Below are 21,169 nucleotides of genomic sequence, written 5' to 3' on the forward strand. Positions count from 1 at the left end.
TCTCGCGTCGGCCGGCTCCGGGCGGCTGCTCGGGCGTTCAGAACCGGTACCGCTCCTGCCACGGCCCCCGGTGCCCCGCGGTCCGGCTCCGTACCGCGGGTCGAGGGGCGAACCCGGTCCGTACGGTCCGGTGCCGTACCGACCGCTGCTGTACGAACCGTTGCCGTACCGACCGCTGCCGTACGTACCGGGCGCACGCCGTCACCGCTCGCCCAGCGCGGCGCGCACCAGGTCGTCGACGTCCATGTCGGCGATGGCCTCGCGCCGCTCCTCCCGCGCCTCGGGCTCCTCGGGCGCGTCGGGTGTGTCGGCCAGCCGCAGCAGCGTGTCCAGGACGCCGGCGGCGCGGAGCCGGGCGAAGGGGACGGTGGCCAGCAGTCCGCGGATCCTGGCCTCCTCGGAGTCGGCCGAAGGGGGTCCCGCGACATCGGCGGAGCCCTCCACCAGCTCTTCGTGGAGCCGGGCGGCGAGCGCGGACGGGGACGGGCAGTCGAAGACCAGGGTGCTGGGGAGTGTCAGGCCGGTCGCGGCGTTGAGCCGGTTGCGCAGCTCCACCGCGGTGAGCGAGTCGACGCCCAGGTCCTTGAAGGCACGCGACGGCCCGACCGGGTCGGTGCCGCTGAGCCCGAGCACCGCGGAGGCGTGCGAGCGGACCAGATCGAGCAGGTGCTCGCGCTGCTCGGCCGCGGGCCGCCCGGCCAGTTTCGCGGCGAGCGAGCGCGCCTCCACCGGGGCGGTGGAGCGGGCGGCGGCCCGGCGTCCCGCGGGCCTGCCGCCCGCGACCAGTGCGCGCAGCATGCCGGGCACCGGCGCCTGCCCGGCCTGGTCGCGCAGCGTCGGCAGGTGCAGCCGGGTCGGGACGGCCAGGGCCGTGCCCGTACCGCGCGCCGCGTCGAGCAGGGCCATGCCGCGCCGGGCGTCGATCGGCAGCACACCGGAGCCGGTCATCCGGGCGACCTGCTGCTCGTCCAGCCGTCCGGTCAGCTCGCTGACCTCCGACCAGTAACCCCAGGCCAGGGAGAGCGCGGGCTGCCCGTGGGCGCGGCGATGGTGCGCGTACGCGTCCAGGAACGCGTTCGCGGCGGCGTAGTTGGCCTGTCCGGGGTTGCCGAGCACACCGGCGCCCGCCGAGTACAGCACGACCTCGGCCAGGTCCGACTCCCTTGTCAGGTCGGCGAGGTTGACCACCGCGTCCACCTTGGGCCGCAGCACCCGGTCGACCTGTTCCGAGGTCAGCGAGCCGACCATCCCGTCGTCCAGGACACCGGCGGTGTGCACGACGGCGGTCAGCGGGCGGTCGGCCGGGACGGCGTTCAGTACGGCGGCGAGCGCGTCGCGGTCCGCCGCGTCGCACGCGGTGACGGTGACGCTCTCGGCGCCCGACTCCAGGAGTTCCGCGCGCAGTTGTACGGCGCCGGGGGCGTCGGGACCACGTCGGCTGGTCAGCAGCAGGTGCCGTACGCCCCATGCGGTGACCAGGTGCCGGGCGGCGATCGAGCCGAGGGTGCCGGTGCCTCCGGTGACCAGCACCGTGCCGTCCGGGTCGAGCGGCTTGGGCACGGTCAGCACCAGCTTGCCGGTGTGCTTGGCCTGGCTCATCAGCCGGAACGCCTCGGGCGCGCGGCGCACGTCCCAGGTGCGGACGGGCAGCGGGCGCAGGATACGGCGTTCGAAGAGCGCGACGAGCTTGCCGAGGATCTCCGCGATCCGGTCGGCGCCCGCGTCGATCAGGTCGTAGCGGCGGTACGCCACCCCGGGGTGGTCGGCGGCGACCGTGTCCGCGTCGCGCGGATCGGTCTTGCCCAGTTCCAGGAATGTGCCGCCCTCGGGCAGCAGCCGCAGTGAGGCGTCGATGAACTCCTGCGCCAGCGAGTTGAGTACGACGTCCATGCCGTGCCCGTGGGTGGCCGCGAGGAACTTCTCCTCGAACTCCAGGGTGCGGCTGGAGGCGATCCGGGACTCCTCGAAGCCCATCCGGTGGAGCGTGTCCCACTTGCCCTCGCTGGCCGTGGCGAAGACCTCCGCGCCCCAGTAGCGGGCGAGTTGGGCCGCGGCCATGCCGACGCCGCCGGTCGCGGCGTGCACCAGCAGCCGCTGTCCCTCGGCGAGGCCCGCGAGGTCCGCGAGCCCGAACCAGGCGGTCAGGAACACCGCGGGCACGCCCGCCGCCTGCTCGAAGGACAGGCCGCGCGGTATCCGCACCACCAGCCGCTGGTCGGTGACCGAGTACGGTCCGAACGGGTCGTGCAGCAGGCCCATCACCCGGTCTCCGACGGCCAACTCGGTGACGCCGGGCCCGACCTCGGTGATCAGGCCCGCGCCCTCGCTGCCGAGCCGGGCCTGGCCCGGCACCATGCCGAGGCTCACCAGCACGTCACGGAAGTTCACACCGGCCGCGCGGACCGATACGCGCACCTGCCCCTCCTCCAGCGGTGCCAGCGCCTCGGGGTGCGGAATCAGCGCGAGTGCGTCCAGGGTGCCGGGCGCGGTGGTGTCGAGCCGCCAGGCCGCGGCGCCGGCCGGCGGGCGCAGCAGGCGGGTGGTGTCGGCCGGGGCGAGGCGCGGCACGGTGGCCACCCCGACGCGCAGCGCGATCTGCTGCTCGTCGGCGGCGATCGCGCTGTTGAGGGCGGCGCCGACGCGCAGCCGGGACTCGTCGCGGCCGTCGAGGTCGAGCAGCAGGAACCGGCCCGGGTTCTCGGCCTGAGCCGACCGCAGCAGCCCCCAGAGCGCTGCGTGCGCCAGGTCCTCGACGTCCTCGTCCTCGGCCGCGGCGACCGCCCGCCGGGTCACCAGCGCCAGGCGGGTGCCCCGCAGCCGGTCGTCGGCCAGCCACTCCTGGAGCAGGGCGAGCGCGTCGGTGACGACGTCACGGGTGGTGGCCGCGAGGTCGCCGCCGGGCTTCGGCGTACCGAACGACAACAGGGCCAGGCCGGGCGCGGGCGCGCCCTCGGCGATCGCGGCGGCCAATTCGACTGGGCCGGTGCGGACTTCGGCCACGGCGTCCACCGCGCGCAGCGCGGGCAGCAGACCGTGGACGTCGTCGCCGAGTACGGCCCAGCCCGCGCCGGTCGGCGCGCCCGCGTCCAACGGGAGCCGCTGCCAGTCGAGTTGGAACAGCGCGTCCTTGATGTCCGCGTCGGCGTCCGGACCCGCCGCGTCCAACTGAGCCGCGCTGACCGGCCGCATCACCAGCGAGCCGACGGACAGCACCGGGGCGCCGTCCGCGTCGGCGAGCGTCAGCCGCAGGCTGTCCTGCCCCTCGGCCGCCGTGACCCGCACCCGCACGGCCCCGGCACCGACCGCGTGCAGCGTCACGTCACGCCAGGCGAACGGCAGATAGGTGGCCGAGGAATCGAGGAAGTCGCCGAAGCCGGTGGCGTGCAGCGCCGCGTCCAGCAGTGCCGGGTGGACGCCGAACCTGCCCGCGTCCTGGTGGAGTTCGACCGGCAGCGCGGCCTCGGCGTAGACGGCGTCGCCGAGCCGCCAAGCGGACCGCAGCCCCTGGAAGGCCGGGCCGAAGGCGTAGACGGACTCCCGCGCCCGCTCGTACATCCCCTCGGTGTCGGCGGCCACGGCGCCCGGCGGCGGCCACGCCGTCCCGCCCAGCGCGGCGTCGGCACCGCCGTCCGCCGCCTCGGCGGCGGGCGCGAGCGTGGCGGTGGCGTGCCGCGTCCACTCCGCGGGGGTCTCACCGCCCTCGGGCCGGGCGTGCACCTCCAACTCGCGGCGGCCCCGCGCGTCGGGCGCGGCGACGGACAACTGCACCTGGACGTTGCCCCGTTCGGGCAGCACCAGCGGGCTACCGAGGGTCAGTTCCGCCACCGTGCCGCAGCCCGCGAGGTCGGCGGCGTGCAGCGCCAGTTCCACGAAAGCGGTACCGGGCAGCAGCAACCGGCCGCCCACCCGGTGGTCGGCCAGCCAGGGGTGGGTGGCGGTCGACAGCCGCCCGGTCAGCAGCAGCCGGTCCGCGCCCGCGACCGGCAACGCGGCGCCCAGCAACGGGTGTCCGGCGGCTTCGAGCCCGAGGTCGGAGGCGTCGCCGGAGTTCTTGTAGCCCTCGGCGAGCCAGTAGTGCTGGTGCTGGAAGGCGTAGGTGGGCAGGTCCACGCGGTGGGCGGGGGTTCCGGCGAAGACGGACCGCCAGTCGACGGGGAGACCCCGTACCCAGCCTTCGGCGAGCGAGGTCAGAAACCGCTCCTGGCCGCCCTCATCACGTCGGAGGGTGCCCAGGGCGACGGCGTCCGATCCCGCGTCCTCGAAGGTCTCGGCCAGACCGACTGCGAGAACCGGGTGGGGGCTGGACTCGACGAAGTACCCGAAGCCGTCCGAGAGCAGGGCCCGGACGGTCTCGTCGAAACGGACCTCTTGGCGGAGGTTGGTCACCCAGTAGTCGGCGTCCAGCGCGGTCGTGTCGAGCTTGCCGCCGGTCACCGTGGAGTAGAACGGAACCTGCGACAACCGGGGCTCGATGCCGTCCAGTGCCTCAACTACCTCCCCGCGTATGGCATCGACCTGTGCTGAGTGCGAGGCGTAGTCGACATCGATACGACGCGCCCGTACGCCCTCGGCCTCGCATCCGGCGAGGAGGTCGTCCAACGCCTCCGGCTCACCGGAGACGACCGTGGACGACGGGCCGTTCACTGAGGCGACGGATATCCGCCCCTCGAAGCGCGCGATCTGCTCCCGCACCGCTTCCGCCGGGAGGGCGACGGAGACCATTCCGCCGTTGCCGGACAAGGTTCCGCGAATGGCCTTCGCCCGCAATGCCACCACCCGCGCCGCATCCTCCACCGACAACGCGCCCGCCACGCACGCGGCGGCAATCTCACCCTGACTGTGACCGATCACCGCACCCGGCTCGACACCCACAGCACGCCACACCGCAGCCAGCGACACCATCACCGCCCACAACGCCCCCTGAACCACCACCACGTCATCCAGAACGCCCTCGCGAATCGCCTCCACCACCGACGACCCCACATAAGGCAGCAGCGCCGCATCACACTCCGCCAACCGCGCCCCGAACACCGGCGAAGAGTCCAACAACCCCAACGCCATCCCCGCCCACTGCGACCCCTGACCAGGAAAGACGAACGCCACCCGACCCGCACCCGGACGCACCACACCGGACACCACACCCGAGGCCGCGACACCCTCCGCGACAGACCCCAGCAGGCCCCGCGCCTGGTGCGCCTCCGTGGCGAGCGCCACGCAGCGGTGTTCCAGGGCGGCCCGTGACGTGGCGAGCGACAGCCCGACGTCGGCCGGGCGGGAGCTGTCGCCGACGTGGTGCGCGAGCCGTTCGGCCTGCTCGCGCAGCGCGTCCGCCGACCTCCCGGACACGAGCCACGGGACGACCCTCAGCGGCCCCAACGGGCTGCTGTCCGGGCCGACTTCGGGTTCCGCGAGGGCCTGCGCACCGTCGTGCTCCGGCTCCTCCAGGATCACGTGCGCGTTCGTCCCGCTGATCCCGAAGGAGGACACGGCGGCCCGGCGCGGCCGGTCGGCGCGCTTCCATTCGAGCGGCTCGGTGAGAAGTTCGACTCCGCCGCCGGACCAGTCGATGAAGGGGGACGGCTCATCGACGTGGAGGGTGCGCGGCAGCAGTCCGTTGCGCATCGCCTGGACCATCTTGATGACGCCCGCCACGCCCGCCGCGTGGGCGGTGTGGCCGATGTTGGACTTGATGGAGCCGAGCTTGAGGGTTTCGCCGTCGGCGCGGTTCCGCCCGTAGGTCGCGAGCAGGGCCTGGGCCTCGATGGGGTCGCCGAGCCGGGTGCCCGTGCCGTGGGCCTCGACCGCGTCCACCTGGTCGGCGGACAGGCGTGCGTCGGCGAGGGCGTCGCGGATGACGCGCTCCTGGGACGGGCCGTTGGGGGCGGTGAGCCCGTTGCTGGCGCCGTCCTGGTTGAGGGCGGAGCCGCGGAGCACGGCGAGCACGTGGTGGCCCTGGCGCCGCGCGTCCGACAGCCGCTCCAGCAGCAGCACGCCCGCGCCCTCGGACGGGCCGAAGCCGTCGGCCGCCCCCGCGAAGGACTTGCAGCGGCCGTCGGGCGCGAGGGCGCGCTGCCTGCTGAACGCGATGAAGCCCTGCGGTGTCGGCATCACCGCGACACCGCCGGCGAGGGCGAAGGAGCACTCTCCCGACCGCAGCGCCTGCACCGCCAGGTGCATCGCGACCAGCGACGACGAGCACGCGGTGTCGACGGTGAGCGCGGGGCCCTCCAGGCCGAGGCTGTAGGAGACGCGGCCGGAGACGACGCTGGCGAAGGAGCCGACCCCGATGTAGCCCTCGAGGCCCTCGGGCACCTTGTGGTTGCCGGTGACGTAGTCCACGGTGGCGGCGCCGACGAACACCCCGCCGCGGCTGCCCTTGACGGACAGCGGGTCGATGCCCGCCCGCTCCAGCACCTCCCAGGAGATCTCGAGCATGAGCCGCTGCTGCGGGTCCATGATCAGGGCCTCGCGGGCGTTGACGCTGAAGAAGTCGGCGTCGAACTGGTCCGCGTCGTGCAGGAATCCGCCCTCGCGCACGTAGTTCTTGCCCTCGGCGTCGGGGTCGGCGTCGTAGAGGCTGTCCAGGTCCCAGCCGCGGTTGACGGGGAACGGGGTGATGGCGTCGCCGTCCTCGGCGACCAACTGCCACAGGTCGTCGGGGGTTTCGACGCCGCCCGGGTAGCGGCAGGCCATCGCCACGATCGCGATGGGCTGCGGGTCCTCCAGCTCGCGGACCCGGCGCCGCGCCTTGCGCAGGTCGGCGGTGGCGCGCTTGAGGTACTCGCGGAGCTTGTCCTCGCCGACCTGGCCGGCGCCGGCGCTGCTGACCGTGGTGTCCATCAGGAGTCACACCTATTCGTGTTCGGGTTCGGTGAGGTCACAGCCGTACGGTGGGCGCCGTCACGGGGTGTCGAGTTCGTCGTCGAGCATGGCGAGCAGTTCGGAATCGGTGGCCGCTTCGAGATCGAGGTCGTCGGCGGCCTTGCCTGCGGACCGGGCGGCGCCGGGGTCCTGCGCGTCCTGCAATTTGGAGGCCAGGGCGTGCAGCCGCGCGGTGACCTTCCGCCGCAGCTCGTCGTCGGCGGCCGGCAGGTCCAGCAGCACCGATTCCAGGCGGTCCAGTTCGGCGAGGGCCGGGACGGTCTCGGCGGCTTCGCCCGGGGCGAGTTGGCCGCGGATGAAGCGGGCCGCGGCGGTCATGGTCGGGTGGTCGAAGGCGATGCTGGCGGGCAACTGGACACCGATGGACGCCTGGAGCCGGTTGCGCAGCTCCAGCGCGGTCAGGGAATCGAAGCCCAGCTCCTTGAAGGCCCGGTCGGTCTCGATGGCCTCGGGTGAGCCGTGGCCGAGCACCGAGGCGACGTGGCCGCGGATCAACTCCTCCAGCCTGTGCAGTTGTTCGGCCTGCGACAGCCCGGCGAGCCGGGCCGACCAGTCGGCCGCCGCGGTCTCCGCGCGCGGTGCCTCCACCTTGCGCCTGGCCGGTGCGGCGGCCTGGACGAGGCCGCGCAGGAGGTCGGGGAGCGTGCCGGACGCGGCCCGTACGCGCAGCGCGTCGGTGTCGAGCCGGATGGGGACGAGCAGGCTCTCGCCATCGGTGACGGCCGCGTCGAACAGGTCGGTGCCCTGGCGCGCGGACAGCGGCAGGACCCCGGCCCGCGCGACCTTGGCCGCGTCGGCGTCGGCGCCCATCGCGCTGCTCTGCGCCCACAGGCCCCAGGCGAGTGACTGACCCGGCAGCCCGAGGTCGCGGCGCTGCCGGGCGAGGGCGTCGACGAAGGCGTTCGCGGCGGCGTAGTTGGCCTGGGCGATGCTGCCGAGGACGCCGGAGGCGGAGGAGAACAGCACGAACGCGGACAGGTCGGCGTCGCGCGTCAGATCGTGCAGATGGAGAGCGGCGGCGGCCTTGGGCGCGAAGACCCGGTCGATGTCCTGCGCGGTGAGCCGTTCCAGCGAGGCGTCGGACAGCACGCCCGCGCAGTGCAGGACGGCGGTCAGCGGGTGTTCCTCGGGGACGGCCGCGAGAAGGGCGGCGAGCGCGTCGCGGTCCGCGGCGTCGCACGCGGCGACGGTGACGGTCGCTGCACCCGACCCGGTCAACTCATCCCGCAATTCGGCCGCACCGGGGGCCTCTTCGCCACGGCGGCCGACCAGCAGCAGATGACGTACGCCGTGCCGCTGGACCAAGTGACGAGCGATCAGGCCGCCGAGGGCGCCGGTGCCGCCGGTGATCAGGACGGTGCCGTCGGGCCGCCACGGGGTGCCGCCTGCCGCCGACGACGTGGCACGGGCGAGCCGGGGCACCATGACCGTGCCCGCGCGCAGGGCGAGTTGGGGTTCGCCGGAGCCGACAGCGGCGGGTACGGAGGTGGGGAAGAGCGCCAGCGAGCCCGGGTCGTCGTCCACATCGACCAGGACGAACCGGCCGGGGTGCGCGGCCTGCGCCGAACGGATCAGACCCCACAGCGCGGCGCCGACGAGGTCGCCGATCCGGTCCTCGGCGCGGGCGGCGACCGCGTGCCGGGTGAAGACGACCAGCCGGGACGGTGCCAGCCGGTCCTCGGCGAGCCAGCTCTGGACCGTGGCGAGGAGGTCGACGGTGGCGGCACGGGCGGCCGAGGCGTCGTCCCGCTCGTGCGGAGCGAACCCGTGGCTGACGGCGACGAGTTCGGGCGCGGGAAGCCCCGCGTCGAGAGCTTCGGTGAGCGCGCCGAGATCGTCGTACGCCTGCGGGTACGCCCCGGACTCCTCCAGGGCTTCGGTGAGCCGGTCGTCGACCGGGCCGAGCAGCAGCCAGTCGGCGCTCTGGCCGGAGACGGGAACCGGCGCCCACTCCACGCGGTGGAGGCTGTCCGGCCGGCCGGCGGCCGAGTGGTTCACCTCGTCGGCGGTCACCGGCTGCGGCAGCCCGGCGTCCAGGACGGCGACCGGGCCGCCGTCGGGATCGGTGAACGTCGCGGTGAACTCGTCGGGCTGGCCGGTCGGACGCAGGTGGGCGCGGAGCGCGGTCGCCCCGGCGGCGCGCAGCGAGAAGCCGGACCACCGCGTCCACTGGGCGTTCTGGTTCCGGTTGACCAGGGCGGGTTGCAGTGCCGCGTCCAGCAGAGCCGGGTGAAGGCAGAACCGGGCCGCGTCGCGGGCGTGTTCCTCGGGCAGCCGGATCTCGGCGTAGTACTCGCGGCCGACCCGCCACAGCTTGCGCAGGCCCTCGAACGCCGGGCCGTACACCTGGCCCAGGTCGGCCATCCGGCGGTGGAAATAGGCGAGGCTGACGGGCTGCGCGCCGCTGGGCGGCCAGACGGAGCCTTCCAGTTCGTCGGCCGGGCCGGACGCGTCCGGTTCCTCGGGTACGAGGACGCCGGTGGCGTGCCTGACCCACGGCGCGTCCGGCTCGGCGTCCTCGGCGCGGGCGTGCACGGCCAGCAGGCGGCCACCGTCCTCGTCGGGCGCGCCGACGGACACCTGGACGTGCACCGCGGCCTTTCCCCGCAGCGCGAGCGGCACGGTCAGCTCCAGCGTCTCGATCCGGCCGCAGCCCGCCATCTCGCCCGCGTAGAGGGCGAGTTCAGCGAAGACAGCGCCGGGCAGCACGGGACGGTCGTGCAGACTGTGGTCGGCCAGCCACGGGTGGGTGCGCAGCGAGAGGCGGCCCGTCAGCACGATCCGGTCCTCGTCGGCGACGCGGACCGCGGCCGACAGCAGCGGGTGATCGACGGACTCCTGCCCGAGCCCGCTCGGGTCCCCGGCGCGCGCGGCGTCACCTTCCAGCCAGTAGCGCTGGTGCTGGAAGGCGTAGGTGGGCAGGTCCACGGGGTGGGCCGGGGTTCCGGCGAAGACGGACCGCCAGTCGACGGGGAGACCGCGTACCCAGCCCTCCGCGAGAGACGTCAGGAAGCGTTCCTGGCCGCCCTCTTCGCGACGGAGCGTGCCCAGGGCGACGGCGTCCGATGCCGCGTCCTCGAAGGTCTCCGCGAGACCGACTGCGAGAACCGGGTGGGGGCTGGACTCGATGAAGTACCCGAAGCCGTCGGAGAGCAGAGCCCGGACGGTCTCGTCGAAACGGACCTCCTGGCGGAGGTTGGTCACCCAGTACTCGGCGTCCAGCGTGCTCGTGTCGATACGGCCGCCGGTCACCGTCGAGTAGAACGGGATCTGCGAGGACTGCGGCTCGATGCCGGACAGGGCCTGGACGACCTCGTCACGGATCGCGTCCACCTGTGCCGAGTGCGAGGCGTAGTCCACATCGATACGACGCGCCCGTACGCCCCCGGCCTCGCATGCGGCGAGAACGTCGTCCAGCGTCTCCGGCTCGCCCGAGACCACCGTGGACGAAGGCCCGTTGACCGAAGCCACACCGATCCGGCCGTCCCAGCGCGCGATCAGCTCACGTACGTCCTGCGCGGGCAACGCGACCGACACCATTCCACCGTTGCCCGACAAGGTCCCGCGAATGGCCTTCGCCCGCAGCGCCACGACCTTCGCCGCGTCCTCCACGGAAAGCGCGCCCGCCACGCACGCGGCGGCAATCTCGCCCTGGCTGTGACCGATGACCGCGCCCGGCTCGACACCCGCAGCACGCCACACCGCAGCCAGCGACACCATCACCGCCCACAACGCCCCCTGAACCACCACCACGTCATCCAGAGCGCCCTCGCGGATCGCCTCCACCACCGACGAACCGACGTGAGGACGCAGGGCCGCGTCACACTCCGCCAACCGCTCCGCGAACACCGGAGACGAGGCAAGCAACTCCATCGCCATCCCCGCCCACTGCGACCCCTGACCAGGAAAGACGAAAACCACCCGGCCGGAGCCCGGACGCACCACACCGGACACCAGACCCGGCGCCGGGACGCCCTCCGACAGCGAACCGAGCGCGCTGAGCGCCGACTTGGTGTCGGTGGCGACGGTGACGGCGCGGTGCTCGTGCTCGGCGCGGGTGAGGGCGAGCGCCCGGCCGATGGAGGCGAAGTCCGGGGCGTCGGAGTCGCCCGCGTATCCGCTCAGTCGGCGGGCCTGTGCGCGCAGGGCGGCGGCGGACCGGCCCGACACGGGCCACGGGACGGCGTTCAGCGGGCCCAACGGGCCTTCGTCCGGCGCGGATTCGGCCTCGTCCGGCTCGGCGAAGTCGGTGGCGGCTTCCAGGACGACATGCGCGTTGGTGCCGCTGATGCCGAAGGCGGAGACGCCCGCGCGGCGCGGCCGGTCATCGGCGGTCGGCCACTGCCTGGCCTCGGTCAGCAGCTCGACGGTGCCGCTGGACCAGTCGACCTGGGGGGTCGGCGCGTCCACGTGCAGGGTGCGCGGCAGCAGTCCGTACCGCATGGCCTGGACCATCTTGATCACGCCCGCGACACCCGCGGCGGCCTGCGCGTGCCCGATGTTCGACTTGACCGAACCGAGCCACAGCGGCCGGTCGGCGGGGCGGTCCTTGCCGTAGGTGGCGAGCAGTGCCTGCGCCTCGATCGGGTCGCCGAGCGTCGTACCGGTGCCGTGCGCCTCGACCGCGTCCACCTCGTCACCGGTCAGCCGGGCGTCGGCGAGCGCGGCCTCGATCACCCGGCGCTGCGAGGGGCCGTTGGGGGCGGTCAGGCCGTTGCTCGCGCCGTCCTGGTTGACCGCGGTGCCGCGGACCACGGCCAGCACGCGGTGGCCGTTGCGCCGGGCGTCCGACAGCCGCTCCAGCAGCACCAGGCCCGCGCCCTCGGAGAAGCTGGTGCCGTCCGCGGCGGCGGCGAACGCCTTGCACCGGGCGTTGGGCGCGAGCATCTGCTGGCGGCTGAACTCGATGAACTCCATCGGGCTCGGCATCACCATCGCGCCCCCGGCCAGGGCGAGTTCGGACTCGCCGTCGCGCAGCGACCGCACGGCCAGGTGCAGGGCGACCAGCGACGACGAGCACGCGGTGTCCACCGTCAGCGCCGGGCCCTCCAGGCCGAAGGCGTAGGACACACGGCCGGAGACCACGCTGTTGGCCGACCCGGTCATCGTGTAGCCCTCAAGGCCCTCGGGTATCCGCGCGACATCGGCGCCGTACCCGGTGTAGGACGCGCCGACGAACACGCCGGTACGGCTGCCGCGCAGGTCGGCGGGCGCGATACCGGCCCGCTCGAACGCCTCGTACGCGGACTCCAGGACCAGCCGCTGCTGCGGGTCCATGGCCAGCGCCTCGCGCGGCGAGATGCCGAACAGCTCGGCGTCGAAGTCGGCCGCGCCGTCCACGAAGCCGCCCTCGCAGGCGAGTTCGACGCCCTCGGGGTCGAACAGCCTCAGGTCGTCGGTCTCCCAGCCGCGGTCACCGGGGAAGCCGGTCATCGCGTCCCCCTCCCCCGCGACGAGGTCCCACAGGTCCTCGGGGGAGGTGACACCGCCGGGATAGCGGCAGGCCATGCCGATGACCGCGACGGGTTCGTGGCTCTGCGCCTCGACCGTCCGGAGCCGCCGCTGCGTGCGCCTCAGGTCGGTCATGACCTTGTTGAGGTAGTCGCGGAGCTTCTTCTCGTCGGTGGACGGGGCCTGGTTCGTCATCGCGTGCACTCCGGGGATCGTGGGGACCTGCGGGCGGGGTTTCCAGAGAACGAGCGGGTCATCACGTGCCCAGCTCACGGTCGATCAGGGCGAAGATCTCCTCGTTGCTCGCGGCGCCCAGCGCGTCCTCGTCCGTCGCGCTCCCGCCGGGGCCTTCGGGTGCCTCGTCGTCCGCGGCCTCGTCGTCGCCGACCTTCCACAGCAGGCGCTCAAGGCGCTTGACGAATTTCGCGCGGGCCGGTCCCTCGGGCAGCCCGGCCGCCAACGCGCTTTCCAGTCGGTCGAGTTCGGCCAGGCCCGGAGTCTCGGCGGTGTCCTCGCCGCCGAGACCCAGTTCCTCGTGCAGGTGGCGGGCGAGGACCGCGACCGTCGGATAGTCGAAGACGAGCGTCGACGGCAGGGCCAGGCCGGTCGCCGTACCGATCCGGTTGCGCAGTTCGACCGCCATGAGGGAGTCGAAGCCCAGCTCGCGGAACGGCCGGTCCTGGTCGACGGATTCCCCCGTGGCGCCGTCGAGGGTCACGTGGCTGGTGACCGCGGCGGCGTGCCCGCGCACCAACTCGACCAGCTCGCGCTCCTGTTCCGCCGCCGGGCGGCCCGCCAGCCGGGACCGCAGTTCCCCCGCCGTGGCCGCACCGGTCCCCGCGGTTTCCGTGTCGCCCGCCGCACCGGACCGCAGCGCGGCGACCGCCTCGGGGATCTCCGTGAACAGCGCGGTCGGGCGCTTGGCGTGGAAGACGGGCGCGAACCGCTCCCAGCGCAGGTCGATGACCACCGGGGCCGTCTCGTCGCGGTCGAGCGCCTGTTGGAGGGCGGTCACGGCCAGCGCGGGCGCCATCTCGTGGATGCCCTCCAGGCGGCCCCGGGCACCGACGTCCCCCGCGGCCATACCGGTACCGGCCCACGTACCCCATGCCACGGAGGTGGCGGGAAGTCCCTTGGCGCGGCGGCGCTCGGCCAGCGCGTCCAGGAACGCGTTGCCTGGCGCGTAGTTGCCGAGTCCCGGCATGCCGAAGGTCGCTCCGAACGACGAGCAGAGCACGAACGCCGACACGTTCATGTCCCGCGTCAGCTCGTGCAGATGCACCGCCGCACCGGCCTTGACGCGCAGCACCCGTTCCATCTGGTCACGGGTCAGATGTGCCACCACGCTGTCGTCCAGAACGGCCGCGGCGTGGAACACGGCCGACAGCGGTTCCTCCGCCGGGATCGCGGCGAGTACGGCGGCGAGCGCGTCGCGGTCCGCGACATCGCAGGCGGCGAAGGTGACCCGTGCGCCGGCCTGCACCAGCTCCTTCTCCAGGGCGGCGGCGCCCGGCGCGTCCGCCCCGCGACGGCTGACCAGCACCAGGTGCGGCGCTCCCCCGGCGGCCAGCCAGCGGGCGATGTGCGCGCCGATCCCGCCGGTACCGCCCGTGACCAGCACGGTGCCCTCGGGCAGCCATGTGCGGACGGCGGCCGAGTCGGCGGCCGGGGCCCGCAGCAGGCGACGGCCCAGCAGCCCGCCGAGGTCCGGGCGCAGCGCCACATGGTCCTCGTCGGCGATCCCGGCGAGGGCGGCGGCGAGGGCACGACCGGCCCGGACCGTCGCCTCATCGGACAGCTCCGCGAGCGGCGTGGCCGGAAGATCCAGCAGCCCGCCCCACAGCAAGGGGTGCTCCAGCGCCACCACCCGGCCGAGGCCCCAGATCTGCGCCTGCGCCGCCGAGACCGTCCTGTCCCCCGCCGCCACCGACACCGCGCCACGGGTGGCGCACCACAGCGTCGGCTGCGTCCCGGACTCCTCGGCCACCGCCACCAGGGCCTGGACCAGGGAAACGGTGGCGGCCAGGCCCTCCGTGACCGCCGGCCGCTCGGGATCGGGCGTCTCGTCCAGCGCAAGCAGGGACAGGACGCCGGTGAGGGGGGTGGTCCGCTCGGTCGTGTCGCCGTCGGTGCGGGACCGCAGCTCCGCGGCGAGGGCGTCGGCGCTTCCCGCTGTGGTGGTCGCGTCGAGGTGCAGCCGTTCGACCTGGGCGCCGTGGCCGGTCAGGGCCGCGTCCGCGAGGTCGGCCCATTCGGCGGGACACCGGTCGGCCGGGGGCAGCACCAGCAGCCAGCGGCCGGTGAGCCGTACCCGCGCCGGGGACACGACCGGCCGCCAGCCGATCCGGTACCGCCAGCCGTCGACCGCCGACGCCTCACGGCGGCGCCTGCGCCACGTGGACAGCGCGGGCAGCGCCTCGCGCAGCGGCAGATCGGTGACGACGCCCAGCTCACCGGCCACCGTGTCGGCGTCTCCGCCGTCCACGGCCGCCCAGAACGCCTCCTCCACGGCATCGGGCACCCCGGCGTTCGCCGCGCCGCCCGCCGCTGCCCGCTCAGGATCGTCGTCCTCCAGCCAGTAGCGCTGCCGCTGGAAGGCGTAGGTGGGGAGGTCCACACGGTGGGCGGGGGTTCCGGCGAAGACGGACCGCCAGTCGACGGGCAGGCCGCGTACCCAACCCTCCGCGAGGGAGGTCAGGAAGCGTTCCTGGCCGCCCTCTTCGCGACGCAGGGTTCCCAGGGCGACGGCGTCGGAGCCCGCGTCCTCGAACGTCTCGGCCAGACCGACAGCCAGGACCGGGTGCGGGCTGGACTCGATGAAGTAGCCGAAGCCGTCTGAGAGCAGGGCCCGGACGGTCTCGTCGAAACGGACTTCCTGACGGAGGTTGGTCACCCAATACGCAGCGTCCAGCGCGGTTGTGTCGAGCTTGCCGCCGGTCACCGTCGAGTAGAACGGCACCTGCGAGGACCGGGGCTCGATGCCCGACAGGGCCTCAACTACCTCGTCCCGGATCGCGTCCACCTGCACCGAGTGCGACGCGTAGTCCACATCGATACGACGCGCCCGTACGCCCCCGGCCTCGCATGCGGCGAGAAGGTCGTCCAACGCCTGCGGTTCACCCGAAACGACCGTGGACGAAGGCCCGTTCACCGACGCGACGGAAATACGACCGTCCCACCGCGCGATCAGCTCCCGTACGTCCTGCGCGGGCAGCGCGACCGACACCATCCCGCCACGCCCCGACAACGACCCGCGAATCGCCTTCGCCCGCAACGCCACGACCTTCGCCGCGTCCTCCACGGAAAGCGCGCCCGCCACGCACGCGGCGGCAATCTCACCCTGACTGTGACCGATCACCGCACCCGGCTCGACACCCACCGACCGCCACACCTCGGCGAGCGACACCATCACCGCCCACAACGCCCCCTGAACCACGACCACATCGTCCAGAGCCCCGCTACGAATCGCCTCCACCACCGACGACCCCACATAAGGACGCAGCGCCGCATCACACTCCGCCAACCGCGCCCCGAACACCGGAGACGACCCCAGAAGCTCAGTCGCCATCCCCGCCCACTGCGACCCCTGACCAGGGAACACGAACACCACCCGGCCCGCGTCGGAGCGAACCGCTCCGCTCACCAGGCCGGGGGCGGGCGTGTCCGCCGCGAGCGCGCCGAGTACGTCCAGGGCCTGTGTGCTGCTCGCGGCCAGGACCACCGCGCGGTGCTCCATCGCGGAGCGGGTGGTGGCCAGCGAGAGGCCGATGTCCGCGGCTGCGGCGGTAGCGGCCAGGTCGGCGGCCAACCGGTCCGCCTGCCCGCGCAGCCCTGCGGCCGACCGTGCGGACACCGGCCACGGAACGACGTTGAGCAATCCCAACGGGCCCTCGGCGGAGCCGGGTTCGGCGATGTCCTCGCTCGCGGCCTGCGGCTCCTCCAGGATCACGTGCGCGTTCGTCCCGCTGATCCCGAAGGCCGACACGCCCGCCCGCCGCGTACGCCCCTCGCCCCGGACCCACTCGCGCGCCTCCGCCAGCAGCTCCACCCCGCCGCCGGACCACTCCACGTGCGGCGTCGGCTCATCGACATGCAGGGTCCTCGGCAGGACTCCGTGCCGCATGGCCTGCACCATCTTGATCACACCCGCCACGCCCGCCGCGGGTCCTGAGTGCCCGATGTTGGACTTCACCGAGCCCAGCCACAAAGGCCGTTCGCCGGCCCGCTCCCGCCCGTACGTCGCGAGCAGCGCCTGCGCCTCGATGGGGTCGCCGAGCGTCGTGCCGGTGCCGTGCGCCTCGACCACGTCCACGTCCGCGGCGCTGAGGCGGGCGTCGGCGAGCGCGTCGCGTATCACCCGTTCCTGAGCGAGGTTGTTGGGAGCGGACAGTCCGTTGCTGGCGCCGTCCTGGTTGAGCGCGGTGCCACGGACGACGGCCAGTACACGGTGGCCTTTGCGGCGCGCGTCCGACAGCCGCTCGACGAGCAACGCGCCCGCGCCTTCGGCCCAGTTGGTGCCGTCAGCGGCGGCGGCGAACGCCTTGATCCGGCCGTCGGGCGCCAGGCCGCGCTGGCGGCTGAACTCCACGAAGGCGTCCGGAGTCGGCATGACCGCGATGCCGCCCGCGAGCGCCATCGTGCAGTCGCCGGAACGCAGCGCCTGCACGGCCAGGTGCAGGGCCACCAGCGACGACGAGCACGCCGTCTCGACGCTGAGCGCGGGCCCTTGGAGACCGAACGTGTACGCGATCCGCCCGGCGGCGACGCTCGACATGGTGCCGGTGATGACGTAGCCCTCGACCGGCTCGGGCGTGCGCCGCAGCCGCGACACGTATCCGTTGGCGACGATTCCGGTGTAGACGCCGACCCGTTCCTCGCGCACGGCGCGCGGGTCGATGCCCGCACGCTCGAACGCCTCCCAGGAGATCTCCAGCATGAGCCGCTGCTGCGGGTCCATGCCGAGCGCCTCGCGCGGGGTGATGCCGAAGAACGCGGGGTCGAAGTCGGCCGCGCCGTCGAGGAATCCGCCCTCGGTGACGTAACTGGTGCCACGGCTCTCCGGGTCGGGGTCGAAGAGTCCGGCCAGGTCCCAGCCGCGGTCGTCGGGAAACGGCCCGATGGCGTCACGCTCGCCGTCCACCAACCGCCACAGATCCTCGGGCGATCGCACACCGCCCGGGTAGCGGCAGGCCATGCCGACGATCGCGACCGGCTCCTGGGCGGCGGCCTCGGCCTCCCGCAGCCGCTGCTTCGTGACGCCCAAGTCGGCCATCACCCGCTTCAGGTACTCCCGAAGCCTCTCCTCCGTGTTACCGGTGGCCATTCCCCTCGCTCCTTCGACGATCTGCGACGTTTGTCCGACAGCGGTGACCGGAGCGGCTCAGCCTGTGCCCAACTGTTTGTCGATCAGCGCGAACATCTCGTCGTCCGACGCGGTGTCCAGCGCGATTCCGCCGGTGTCGGCGCCCGCCTCCGCACCGGTCGCCGCGTCTCCGCGCCACGCCCAGAGCAGCGACTCCAGACGCCGGGTGATCCGCTCACGCGTCTCGCCGTCCGGCGAGATTCCGCCGAGCCGCGTGGCGATCCCGTCCAACTCGTTCAAGACCTCGGCGTGTTCACCGTCGACCGGCGCACTTTCCATCTCGTCCAGCAGGAAGCGGACCAGGCTGATCGGCGTCGGGTAGGAGAAGACGACAGTCGCCGGTAGCTTCAATCCGGTCGCCGCGCTCAGCCGCTTGCGTAGTTCGACGGCGGTCAGCGAGTCGAAGCCCAGTTCCTTGAAGGCCCGTTCGGCCGCGACGTCGTCCGGAGTGGCGTGCCGCAGCACCGTCGCCACCTCCACGCGCAGCAGGTCGAGCAGTACGCGCTCCCGCTCCTCGCGGTCGAGTCCCGCCAGCCGCACGGTCAGCGCGTCCGGGTCGACGTCGGGACCGTCTTCCAGCACCTCGGTCCGCGCCGTCGTGCGGACGGCGGGGCCGGAGCGGTCGATGTCCAGCCAGTAGCGGCGCGGTTGGAAGGCGTACGTGGGCAGGTCGACGTGGTGGGCGGGGGTTCCGGCGAAGACGGACCGCCAGTCGACGGGGAGGCCGCGTACCCATCCTTCGGCGAGGGAGGTGAGGAAGCGTTCCTGGCCGCCTTCGTCACGGCGGAGGGTGCCGAGCGCGACGGCGTCGGAGCCCGCGTCCTCGAACGTCTCGGCCAGACCGACCGCGAGGACGGGGTGCGGGCTGGACTCCACGAAGTACGTGAAGTCGTCGGCGAGGAGGGCCCGGACGGTCTCGTCGAAGCGGACTTCCTGACGGAGGTTGGTCACCCAGTAGTCGGCGTCCAGCGTGCTCGTGTCGATACGGGCGCCGGTCACCGTGGAGTAGAACGGCACCTGCGACGACTGCGGCTCGATGCCCGACAGAGCCTCAACGACCTCATCACGTATCGCGTCCACCTGTGCCGAGTGCGACGCGTAGTCCACATCGATACGGCGCGCCCGTACGCCCTCGGCCTCACACGCCGTCAGCAGCTCAGCGAGCGCCAGGGGTTCACCCGAAACGACCGTGGACGAAGGACCGTTCACCGACGCGACGGAAATCCGGCCGTCCCAGCGCGCGATCAGCTCCCGTACGTCCTGCGCGGGCAGCGCGACCGACACCATCCCGCCACGCCCCGACAGAGACCCGCGAATCGCCTTCGCCCGCAGAGCCACTACGCGCGCCGCATCCTCCACGGAAAGCGCGCCAGCGACGCACGCGGCGGCAATCTCACCCTGACTGTGACCGATCACCGCACCCGGCTCGACACCGGCAGCACGCCACACCTCGGCGAGCGACACCATCACCGCCCACAACGCCCCCTGAACGACCACCACGTCATCCAGAACGCCCTCGCGGATCGCCTCCACCACCGACGAACCGACGTGAGGACGCAGCGCCGCGTCACACTCCGCCAACCGCGCCCCGAACACCGGAGACGAAGCAAGCAACTCCATCGCCATCCCCGCCCACTGCGACCCCTGACCAGGAAAGACGAAGACCACGTGGTCGGCCGGTCGGCCGTCGGTGTCGTCCACCGTGGCCAGGCCCGTGACGGTGGAACCTGTGGGGGTGCCTGAGGCGAGGGCGCCGAGGGCCGAGGGGTGGTCCGGGTCCAGCACGACCGCGCGGTTCTCCCACGCGGCGCGGGTCGTCGCCAGGGCGAGGCCGATTTCCGGCGCGGCCGGGCCGTGGCCGGCCAACGTGTACTCCAGCAGCCGCTCGGCCTGGTCGCGCAGTGCGGCGGCGGACCGCGCGGACACCGGCCACGGAACAGTGGACCCCAGCGGCCCGAGCGGCCCGTTCGCGGGTCCCGACCGGGCCTCCGGCGTATCGGCCCGATCGCCCGGGCCTTCCGGATCGCGCGCGTCCGCCGAGCCGGCCGCACCGCCGACGCCGCCCGCGTCGTCCGTCGGCTCACCGGCCTCCTCCAGGATCAGGTGCGCGTTCGTCCCGCTGATGCCGAACGCCGACACGCCCGCCCGCCGCGCACGTCCGTCACTCCTGACCCACTCCCGCTCCTCGGTCAGCAGTTGCACCCCGCCGCCGGACCAGTCCACGTGCGGTGTCGGCTCGTCGACATGCAGGGTCCTCGGCAGGACTCCGTGCCGCATGGCCTGCACCATCTTGATCACACCCGCCACGCCCGCCGCGGCCGAGGTGTGGCCGATGTTGGACTTCACCGAGCCGAGCCACAGCGGCCGTTGGCCGTCGCGTCCCGCGCCGTAGGTGTTGAGCAGGGCGGTCGCCTCGATCGGGTCGCCCAGGGAGGTGCCGGTGCCGTGCGCCTCGACCACGTCCACGTCGGTGGCGGAGATCCTGGCGCTGCGCAGCGCGGCGCGGATGACGCGTTCCTGGGAGGGGCCGTTGGGGGCGGTGAGGCCGTTGCTCGCACCGTCCTGGTTGACCGCGGAGCCGCGGATCAGGGCCAGGACGCGGTGGCCGTTGCGCCGGGCGTCCGACAGCCGTTCCAGCAGGAGCAGGCCCAGGCCCTCGGCGGGGCCGAAGCCGTCGGCGGAGGCCGCGAAGGCGCGGCAGCGGCCGTCAGGGGACAGGGCGCGCTGGCGGCTGAACTCGGGGTAGCCGATGGCGGTGGACATGACGGTCACTCCGCCGGCGACGGCCATGGAGCATTCGCGGCTGCGCAGTGCCCCGGCGGCCAGGTGCATGGCGACCAGCGACGACGAGCAGGCGGTGTCGACGCTGATCGCCGGGCCTTCGAGCCCGAAGGTGTAGGCGACGCGGCCGGACATCACGCTGGCGAAGTTGCCCGTCGCGTAGTAGCCCTCGACCTCCTCGGGGATGGCGGGGAGTTCCCAGCCGTAGTCGGCGGAGCTGAAGCCGATGAACGTGCCGGTGGGGCTGCCCTTGACGGACAGTGGGTCGATGCCTGCCCGTTCGAAGAGTTCCCATGTGCAGGGCAGGAGGAGCCGTTGCTGCGGGTCCATGCCGAGGGCTTCGCGGGGGGAGATGCCGAAGAACGACGCGTCGAATTCGGTTGCTCCGGTGAGGAATCCGCCGCCCCGCACGTAGTTGCTGCCGGGCCGCGCGGCGTCCTCGTCGTAGCGGTCGTCGATGTCCCAGCCCCGGTCCTTGGGGAACGGGGTGATGGCGTCGCCGCCCTCGGCGACCAACTGCCAGAGGTCGTCGGGGGTTTCGACGCCGCCGGGGTAGCGGCAGGCCATGCCGACGACCGCGATCGGCTCGTTCCTGGCGGCGGTGGCGTCGCGGAGCCGCTGCTGGGTCTCGCGCAGGTCGCCGGTCACCCGCTTCAGGTACGCGAGCAGTTTCGCCTCGTTCTCCGCCATTGC

Annotated in this window: 3 protein-coding genes and 1 pseudogene; all 4 read right to left on the reverse strand. The window is 73.3% G+C overall.

Annotated elements, in window-relative coordinates:
* Positions 1-201: 201 nt before the first annotated feature.
* Entirely contained in the window at positions 202-6,843 is a 6,642-nt protein-coding gene (locus ACZ37P_RS28350) for an SDR family NAD(P)-dependent oxidoreductase (protein ID WP_467349216.1), read from the reverse strand.
* A gap of 57 nt (positions 6,844-6,900) precedes the next feature.
* Complete coding sequence (locus tag ACZ37P_RS28355; protein WP_467349207.1) at positions 6,901-12,528, reverse strand: type I polyketide synthase; 5,628 nt, start codon at positions 12,526-12,528, stop codon at positions 6,901-6,903.
* 61 nt (positions 12,529-12,589) lie between these two features.
* Entirely contained in the window at positions 12,590-17,608 is a 5,019-nt protein-coding gene (locus ACZ37P_RS28360; RefSeq protein ID WP_467349217.1) for a type I polyketide synthase, read from the reverse strand.
* A gap of 105 nt (positions 17,609-17,713) precedes the next feature.
* Positions 17,714-21,124: pseudogene (locus ACZ37P_RS28365) on the reverse strand (type I polyketide synthase); the annotation flags it as partial.
* Positions 21,125-21,169 lie beyond the last annotated feature (45 nt).

The organism is Streptomyces sp. NPDC024632, assembly GCF_055559175.1.